We start from the raw sequence: 8,739 nt of genomic DNA on the forward strand, positions 1-8,739 counted from the left end.
CCGCTTTCCGGGCGCGGCCTGAACATGTTGTCCTGCGCAATCATCGTGGGGTTAACTGGAGACCAAGTCAAGTAACAGTCTGCACCGTGCGGATCTGATCGACTAACTTGATAGTGATTCTACTAACAATCGTCTACAGTGGTGACACATACTGCAGGCGAGATCAACTAAGTCCGCGGTTGCGCGCAGTTCCATCAGCCGCCCCACCTGCACAGTCAGCACAGAGAGGTGTCATGGTGACCACCACCGAGACCAGCGTCGCGGCCGCGACCGACCGGCCGACCCGGCCCCCGGAGCCCATGCCCGCACGGGATGTCGTCCTCGACCTCCACCGCCGCATGGTGCGGATCCGGCAGTTCGAGACCGAGGCGGGGAAGCTGATGGAGGGCGGCAAGCTGCCAGGCTTCCTTCACCTCTACGTCGGCCAGGAGGCTGTCGCCGCCGGTGCCATGAGCAACCTGCGCGACGACGACCAGATCTCCTCGACCCACCGAGGGCATGGTCACGCCGTCGCCAAGGGCGCGCAGTTCCGGCAGATGTTCGCCGAGCTGTTCGGGCGTGTGGACGGATACTGCAAGGGCCGTGGCGGGTCGATGCACATCAACGACCTCTCGATCGGCATGCTCGGCGCCAACGGCATTGTCGGCGGCGGTATCCCGATCGCGGTGGGAGCCGCGTTCGCGGCCAAGTACCGCGGCGACGACTCGGTCGCGATCCCGTTCTTCGGCGACGGCGCGAGCAACATCGGCGCCTTCCACGAGGCCGCCAACCTGGCCGGCATCCTCGAACTGCCGGTCGTGTTCGTCTGCGAGAACAACGGATACGCCGAATTCACCGCGCTGCGTAACCACATGAAGCTGGAGAACGTCGCCGACCGCGCCGCCGCCTACGCGATGCCGAGCGAGATCTGCGACGGCATGGACGCCATCGAGGTGCGCGCGGCAGTCGGGCGGGCCGTCGAACGTGCCCGCAACGGCGGGGGTCCGTCGCTGGTCGAGGCCAAGACCTACCGCTACTACGACCACCAGGGCGTGAAGGGTCTGCGCAAGACCTACCGGACGCAGGAGGAGGTCGAAGCTTGGAAGGAGCGCGACGCGATCAAGCTGCTCGAAGCGCGCGCCGTCTCCGAAGGCGTGGCGACCGAGGCCGAGTTCGCCCAGATCTGGGCCGAGGTCGACGCCGACATCGTCGAATCCGTCGCGTTCGCCGAGAACAGTCCGTATCCCGATCCCGCCGACATCGCGCTCAACGTCTACAGCGTCTGACCCGGAGAAGCCGAGAACATGTCCACTGCAACAGAATCCATCGCCACCGAATCCGGCTCAGACAACGTGGCCCCGGCAGCGCGGTCCACCACCTACGTCAAGGCCTTCAACGAAGGCGTCGCGCAGGTGATGCGCGAGAACGACGACGTCTTCGTGATCGGTGAGGACGTGGCCGCCTACGGTGGCGTCTTCCACATGTACGACGGCCTGCTCGCCGAGTTCGGCGAACGCCGCATGGTCGACACGCCCATCGCCGAGATGGGCCTGATCGGTCTGGGCGTCGGAGCGGCGGCCCGCGGTCTGCGGCCGATCGTCGACATCATGTTCATGGACTTCCTCGCCGTCGCCCTGGACCAGGTCGTGAACCAGGCGGCGAAGATGAAGTTCATGTACGGCGGTGAGGTCAAGGTGCCCATGGTCATCGCCGTGGCCTACGGTGCGGGCGTCAGCGCCGGCGCGCAGCACTCGCAGAGCCTGGAGTCGTGGCTCGCGCATACTCCGGGGCTCAAGGTCGTCATGCCGTCGAATGCGCGGGATGCCAAGGGTCTCCTGGTGTCCGCGGTTCGGGACGACAACCCGGTCGTGTTCATGCTCAACAAAGTGCTGCTCGGTTCGCGCGGTGAGGTTCCGGAGGAGATCTACGAGATCCCCATCGGCGAGGCGGCCGTGCCGCGCACCGGTGACGACGTGACCATCGTGGCGTTCGGCCGCATGGTGGCCGAGGCGCTCAAGGCCGCGGATGCGCTGGCCGAGAAGGGCATCTCCGCCGAGGTCATCGACCCCCGGTCGGTGCAGCCCCTCGACACCGCCACGATCGTCGAGTCCGCCCGGAAGACCAACCGAATCCTGGTGGTCCACGAGGCCGTGACCTTCGGCGGGATCGGGGCCGAGGTCGCCGCCCAGATCCAGGAAGAGGCGTTCGATCATCTCGACGCCCCGGTGCTGCGCATCGGTGCGCCCTTCACACCGGTGCCGTTCAGCACCCCGCTCGAGAAGTCCTACGTCCCCGACTCGGACCGCATCGTCGCCGGAGCCCGTCGGCTCCTGGAAAGGAACTGATCGTGGCCTTCCAGATCGTGCTGCCCAAACTCGGTCTCACCATGCAGGAAGGTGTGATCGGCGGCTGGGTGGCCACCCCGGGTCAGCGGGTCTCCTTGGGCGACACACTGCTCCGGGTCGAGACGGACAAGGTCGACGTCGATGTCGAGGCCGAGAGCGAGGGGGTGCTGGCCACCGCGGCGGAGGCGGGTGCTGTGCTGCCTGTCGGTGCCGTCGTCGGATGGCTGCTCGCCGACGGTGAGTCCGTGCCCGAGGGCGGCGCCTCGCCCGACGGTGATGCGGGACAGGGGTCAACCGCCTCATCCGCGGCCCCGACACCGACACCGGCGGCCGTGCCGGTCAACGGGGTCGGCTCTACGGGCGGACGCCTGAAGGCCTCGCCGAATGCACGACGCGTCGCGTCGGAGGCCGGCGTCGACCTGCACGCGGTCACCGGCACCGGCCCCGGCGGCCGGATCGTGTCCGAGGACATCGAAGACTTCCTGGCCCGGCCGCAACCGATGGAATCCGCGGCCGAGAAACCGGCCGGTTCCGTCGAACCTGGCGCGACAGCCGGATTCGTCGGGCCGGTGGTGCGCAAGCTCGCCGCCGAACTCGGCGTCGATCTCGCGACCGTGACCGGAAGCGGAATCGGCGGACGGATCACCCGCTCCGATGTCGAGCGTGCTGCGGGCCAAACCAGTTCCGCCGCCGGCCGTTCGAGCGCTCCGGCCACAGCGCCGCGAACCGCCCGGACACCGGACGGGCCACGGCCCGGTGACGTGATCCCCCTGCGCGGCATGCGCGGCGCCATCGCCCGGAACATGATGGACAGCCTGCACTCGATGGCGCAGCTCACCCACGGTTACGAGGTCGACGTCACCGAACTGGTCGCCACCCGTGCGGCGCTCAAGGCAGAGGCGGCCGACACCGGCAGCGGCGCACCGAGTCTCAACGACTTCATCGTCCGGGCCGCGGCCCTCGCCCTGCGTGAGCACCCGTTGCTCAACGCGGGAATCATCGACGACCAGATCGTTCTCGCCGAACGCGTCGACGTCGGTCTCGCCGTGGCCGTTGACGGTGGGCTCGTCGTTCCGGTCGTCCGTGATGCGGACCGTCTGTCGGTGACCGCGATCGCCGAGCGGACCCGGGAGTTGGCGAACGCGGCACGCGGCGGCACGCTGGGACTCGACGATCTCGAGGGTGCCACCTTCTCGGTCAGCACGCTCGGGGCCTACGGGGTCGACTTCTTCACCCCGGTCATCAACCCGGGCAATGCCGCGATCCTCGGCGTGGGCCGCGTCAAGGACGGATTCCGTTGGGACGGAGACACTCCGGTGCGCACCCAGGTGCTCACGCTCAGCCTGACGTTCGACCACCGCGCGGTCGACGGGGCGCCGGCGGCCGAGTACCTGCGGACGGTGGGGCAGATCCTGGGACGACCGCTCACCCTGCTGTCCGGGAACTGACCGTGGGATCCATGACACCCCTCGTCGACGAGTCGCTGTTCGCGCAGCTCGATCCGCCGGTGTTGGCGGGTTCCGACTGCGCGGACTGCGATGTCGTCGTCTTTCCCGCCGCCACCCGCTGCCCCGGGTGCGCCGGCACCGCGGTGTCACGGGTGGCTCTGCCGCGCCGCGGCACCGTGTGGACCTGGACAGAGCAGGCGTTCGCACCGAAGCCACCGTTTCGAGTGTCCGAGTCGGGCTTCGAGCCGTTCGTGGTCGCCTATGTGGACCTGGGTTCGGTGCTGGTGGAGTCGCGGGTGCTCTCCGACGTCGCGATCGGTGATGAGGTCGAGCTGCGGCTGTCGAAACTCGACGACTGCACCACCTTCGCGTTCGAGAAGGTGACGGCATGACGCGGGCGGATGTGTACGTCGTCGGCGCGGGGATGCACGCCTTCGGTCGGCACGGGGACACCAGCGGCATGGACATGGGCGAACACGCCCTGCGAGCCGCGCTCGCCGACACCGGGCTGGGGTGGGAGTCCGTCGACGCCGCGGTCGGCGGCAGCAATGTCTCCGGCAAACCGGATTCGCTGGTCAGCCGTCTCGGCCTCACCGGGATCCCGTTCGTCACCGTCAAGAACGGTTGTGCCACCGGTGGTGTGGCGCTTGCGACCGCCTCGGACATGATCCGTTCCGGTCGCGCCGACATCGTCGCGGTCGTGGGCTTCGACAAACACGAGCGCGGCGCCTTCGGTTCCGACCCGGCGGCCTACGGTCTGGGGCCGTGGTACGCCCGGTCCGGGATGATGGTCACCACCCAGTATTTCGCGATGAAGACCCGACGGTACTTCGCCGAACACGGTCTCGACGAATCCTTGCTGGGCGCCGTCGCCGAACGTGCCTTCGCCAACGGTGCCGCGCATCCGATGGCGTGGCGTCGAAAGCCGCTGTCCGAGGCGGAGATCCTGTCCGCGGCTCCGGTCAACAGTCCGCTCACCCAGTTCATGTTCTGCTCGCCCGGCGAGGGCGGGGTCGCCCTGATCCTCGCGTCCGGCGAGCGTGCTCGCGATCTCTGCGACCAGCCCGTGCGGCTGGCCGCGGCAGAGGTGCGTACCCGACGGTTCGGATCGTTCGAGGTGTTCTCGCCGTGGTTGGCTCCACGGCCGGTGCACAGTCCCAGCATCGACGCCGCGGCAGCCGCGTTCGCCGCGGCCGGCGTCGCACCTGCCGACGTCGATGTCGCGCAGGTACAGGACACCGACAGTGGCTCGGAGGTCATCCATCTCGCCGAGACCGGCCTGTGTGGTCACGGCGAACAGGACGAGCTGATCCGTTCCGGCGGAACCGAGTTCGACGGCCGCACGCCCGTGAACACCGACGGCGGTTGCCTCGCCAACGGCGAACCGATCGGGGCCTCCGGCCTCCGGCAGGTCCACGAGGTCGTGCGTCAGCTGCAGGGCCGCGCCGAGGGCCGGCAGGTGCCGGGCGGTCCGGAAGTCGGGTTCACACACGTCTATGGCGCGCCGGGCCTCTCGGCGTGCACCGTCCTGACTGTTTGAGGAGGAAGCCGATGTCGGCTCCGGCACACACGGCCGTCGACGCGGCCGGATCGGATCTCGACGCGTTCCGCGCGGAGGTCCGCGACTGGCTCGCCACGGTGGCCGCGCCGCGCTCGGCCACTGCGCGAGGGCCCGCCGACCTGGCGGTGTTCCGCAACCTGTCCGACGAGCAGGAACGGCAGCTGCTGGATGCGGCGCGGAACTATCGACGACAGCGCTTCGACGCCGGATACGGTGCCCTCACCCTGGCGCCGGAGCACGGTGGCCGCGGGCTGCCCGCGTCGTACGCGTCCGAGGTGGCCCGCGCCGAACTCGAGTTCGAGGTCCCGCCGTCAACCGAACTGATAAGTGTCACAACCGGACTGGTCGGCCCCGCGGTCGCGATGTTCGGCACCGGGCGACAGCGTGCGGACTACGCGACGCCGTTGCTGCGCACCGACCTGCTGGCCTGCCAGCTCTTCAGCGAACCCGGCGCCGGCTCGGACCTGGCGTCGCTCTCCTGCCGCGCGGTTCGCGACGGCGACGGGTGGCGCATCGACGGGCAGAAGGTCTGGTCGTCCGGAGCCCGCTTCGCCGACCTCGGCATGCTCCTGGCGCGGACCGATCCCGGCCTGCCCAAGCACAAGGGCATCACGGCCTTCCTCATCCCGCTCGACGCTCCGGGCGTGGAGATCCGGCCGATCCGCCAGATGAGCGGCGGGGCCTCGTTCAACGAGGTGTTCCTCAACGACGTGCGGGTGCCGGACACCGCTCGCCTCGGCGACGTCGGCCAGGGTTGGAAGATCGCCGGTGCGACACTGGCATTCGAGCGGACGGCGTCGGGATCGGTCACCCGCAAGAAGGGCGGCTCCGTCGCCGAACTCGTCGAGCTCGCGCAGCAGGTGGGGGTCGCCGACGACCCGGTCGTCCGTCAGCAACTCGCGGACGTCTACATCCGGGCCGAACTCCGCAAGGCAACGGCTGACCGGGTGGCGCGCGCGGCGGCCGCCGGACGATCGCCCGGCCCGGCCGCATCCGTCGGCAAGCTCATGGCGTCGGACGTGCTGGTCCGCATCGGCGAGATCGCCGCCGACCTGCTCGGCAATGACATCGCGGTGGACACCGATCCGAGCCGGTTCGCGTGGACCGAGCACCTGCTGGGCAGTCCCGGCTACCGTCTCGCCGGCGGGACGGATCAAATCCAGCGCAACATCATCGGCGAACGCGTACTCGGACTCCCGCCGGAACCGCGGGTCGACAAAGACCGGCCGTTCTTCGCGCGCGACCGCCGGTGAGGTGGGACCCGCTCACAACGGTGTTAGGGCGCGCCGCCACCTCGGCTGTGGTGTGAGGAGCGATAGCGCCGCCACCCCCTGCTCCCTAAGAGACTGCTGAAATAGTCGGCGTCGTTTCGGTGTGGGGTGAGCGGGTTTGCCTGGTGGGCTGGGATCCTGGTGAGTATGCAGGGTGAGCCGGATCGTCAGGGTGAGTTTCTGGATGTGAACTCGGTCGTCGGGCATTTGCTGGCCGAGGGCAGTGTGTTCGCGTTTTTGGCTGCTCATCGCGAGCAGTTGTTCCCTGCGGAGATGTTCGCGGACCTGTTTCCCAGCGGCCGGGGCCGTCCGTCGATCCCGCCGGCCACGATGGCGTCGGTGATCGTGCTGCAAACGCTGCAGGGTTTGTCCGATCGCGAAGCCGCTGATGCGGTCACTTTTGATCTGCGGTGGAAAGCGGCGTGTGGATTCGTGTTGGGTAACAAAGGTTTTCATCCGTCGACTCTGACGTACTGGCGTCGGCGACTGGCAGCCAGCGACCGGCCGTACCGCATTTTCGAGGTGGTACGCGAGGTCATCACCACCACCGGGGTGCTCGCGGGTAAGAGCCGTCGAGCGCTGGATTCGACGATCTTCGATGACGCGGTGGCCCGCCAGGACGCCGTCACCCAGGTGATCGCGGCGATCCGGCGGGTCGCCCGAGAGGTCGACGGTGGTGCGGTGGTGGTCGAGCAGCGTGCGACTCGTCTGGCCGCGTTGACCGGCGGCGGCTATGACCGGCCCGGCAAGCCGCGGATCGCCTGGGATGATGAGTGTGCTCAACAGGACCTGATCAGCGCCCTTGTCGAAGATGGGTTGGCCGTGCTCGACGGTCTGGACCTCGAGGCCATCGAGAAGGAGCCGAGTAACGAGGCCCAGGCGCAGGCGGTGGCATTGCTGGCATTGGTGACCGGCCAGGATGTGGAACCGGCACCAGGTTCTGATGGCACCGACGGACGCTGGCGCATCGCGCCCCGGACCGCCCCGGACCGGGTGATCTCTACCGTCGATACCGACACCCGGCACGCCCACAAAACCCGGGCACGCCAGCAGGACGGGTTCAAGGGCCACATCGTCAATGAACCGGAGACCGGGTTAGTCACCGCGATCGAGATGACCAAAGCCGCTGGTCCGGACACTTCCGACGGAGCAGTCGGGGCACGGTTGTTGCTGAGCGATCCGACCGTCGCCGACGACGCCGACGATCGTGAGGTGCTGGGTGATTCAGCGTATGCCTCCGGTGACATGCTGGCCACGCTGGCGCGGACACGATGGAACGCGGTGATCAAACCCAAGCCACACATGCCGGCGGTTGCTGGTGGTTTCGTCATCGACGATTTCACCTTCGACGCCGACGCGAACACATTGACCTGCCCCAACAACCTGACCCGGCCGGTCAGCGCGAAAGGCCACGTCACCTACGGTGCGGCCTGCCAAGACTGCCCACTTCGGGCACGGTGCACCACCGCGGTTCGTGGACGCAAAATTAGTTTCGGCGAACACCACCAACTCCAGCGCGAACACCGACAACACTTCTCTGACAAGACTATTGCCGACACCTACCGCCAGCATCGACCCATGGTCGAACGGACGATTGCCTGGCTCACCCGCGGTAACCGGCGGGTGCCCTACCGTGGAATCGAACGCAACAACAACTGGCTGCACCACCGCGCCGCCGCGATCAACCTACGCCGCCTGATCACCCTCGGACTGACTATCACCAACGGCACCTGGACACTGGCCACCGCCTGAACCGCGGCACCGCCGCCCCACCTAGATCGATCACCACGACCACACCCCGGAACCGACACATCCCCGCAGCAGGAACCTCAACCCAGGCTGGACCCTAATTCAGCAGGCTCCTAATCCGAAAGAACGACATAACCATTGCCCCCTGTGGTGCGAGGAGCGCAAGCGACGAGCCACGAAGGGCCTGGTGAGACACGTTGCGAAGCCCTTCGTGGCTCGCTTCGCTCGCACCTCAGGGAGCAGAGATGTGGATGCTGAGGAGTGTTCTTTCGTGGACCACGAAAGAACCTTGCGTTCGAAGCGCCCAATCCACTGCTCCCTGAGCCTGGATATTTCACTGATGTTGCTGGTGTTCGGCGTGTGATACGCGAAAGTGCCTGTCTGCC

At 67.7% G+C, this 8,739-nt stretch carries 7 protein-coding genes; all 7 read left to right on the top strand.

The window, feature by feature from the left end:
• Positions 1-233 precede the first annotated feature (233 nt).
• Positions 234-1,265: a thiamine pyrophosphate-dependent dehydrogenase E1 component subunit alpha gene (locus tag KB201_RS19615; RefSeq protein WP_269434038.1), complete on the top strand. Its 1,032-nt coding sequence runs from the start codon at positions 234-236 to the stop codon at positions 1,263-1,265.
• A gap of 18 nt (positions 1,266-1,283) precedes the next feature.
• A complete protein-coding gene (locus KB201_RS19620; RefSeq protein ID WP_058252844.1) occupies positions 1,284-2,324 on the top strand; it encodes an alpha-ketoacid dehydrogenase subunit beta in 1,041 nt (346 codons plus the stop codon).
• Positions 2,325-2,326: 2 nt separating this feature from the next.
• Complete coding sequence (locus KB201_RS19625; protein ID WP_211540141.1) at positions 2,327-3,772, top strand: 2-oxo acid dehydrogenase subunit E2; 1,446 nt, start codon at positions 2,327-2,329, stop codon at positions 3,770-3,772.
• A gap of 11 nt (positions 3,773-3,783) precedes the next feature.
• Positions 3,784-4,164 (top strand): Zn-ribbon domain-containing OB-fold protein, encoded by a 381-nt coding sequence (locus KB201_RS19630; protein WP_058252872.1) that lies wholly within the window; start codon positions 3,784-3,786, stop codon positions 4,162-4,164.
• Positions 4,161-5,312: a thiolase family protein gene (locus KB201_RS19635; protein ID WP_058252842.1), complete on the top strand. Its 1,152-nt coding sequence runs from the start codon at positions 4,161-4,163 to the stop codon at positions 5,310-5,312. Before KB201_RS19630 ends, KB201_RS19635 begins: the two co-directional genes overlap by 4 nt.
• An 11-nt stretch (positions 5,313-5,323) precedes the next feature.
• The gene (locus KB201_RS19640; RefSeq protein ID WP_058252841.1) at positions 5,324-6,586 is read left to right on the top strand and encodes an acyl-CoA dehydrogenase family protein; all 1,263 of its coding nucleotides are present in this window, start codon (positions 5,324-5,326) and stop codon (positions 6,584-6,586) included.
• Positions 6,587-6,751: 165 nt separating this feature from the next.
• Positions 6,752-8,356 (top strand): IS1182 family transposase, encoded by a 1,605-nt coding sequence (locus KB201_RS19645; protein WP_078114167.1) that lies wholly within the window; start codon positions 6,752-6,754, stop codon positions 8,354-8,356.
• Positions 8,357-8,739 lie beyond the last annotated feature (383 nt).

This window comes from Gordonia sp. SCSIO 19800 (genome assembly GCF_018132775.1).
GTDB classification, from domain to species: domain Bacteria; phylum Actinomycetota; class Actinomycetes; order Mycobacteriales; family Mycobacteriaceae; genus Gordonia; species Gordonia hongkongensis.

Excerpts from the sequence above, each read along its gene's own strand:
- KB201_RS19615 (WP_269434038.1), top strand. The coding sequence starts at position 234 with ATGGTGACCACCACCGAGACCAGCGTCGCGGCCGCGACCGACCGGCCG.
- KB201_RS19620 (WP_058252844.1), top strand. The coding sequence starts at position 1,284 with ATGTCCACTGCAACAGAATCCATCGCCACCGAATCCGGCTCAGACAAC.
- KB201_RS19630 (WP_058252872.1), top strand. The coding sequence starts at position 3,784 with ATGACACCCCTCGTCGACGAGTCGCTGTTCGCGCAGCTCGATCCGCCG.
- KB201_RS19635 (WP_058252842.1), top strand. The coding sequence starts at position 4,161 with ATGACGCGGGCGGATGTGTACGTCGTCGGCGCGGGGATGCACGCCTTC.
- KB201_RS19640 (WP_058252841.1), top strand. The coding sequence starts at position 5,324 with ATGTCGGCTCCGGCACACACGGCCGTCGACGCGGCCGGATCGGATCTC.
- KB201_RS19645 (WP_078114167.1), top strand. The coding sequence starts at position 6,752 with ATGCAGGGTGAGCCGGATCGTCAGGGTGAGTTTCTGGATGTGAACTCG.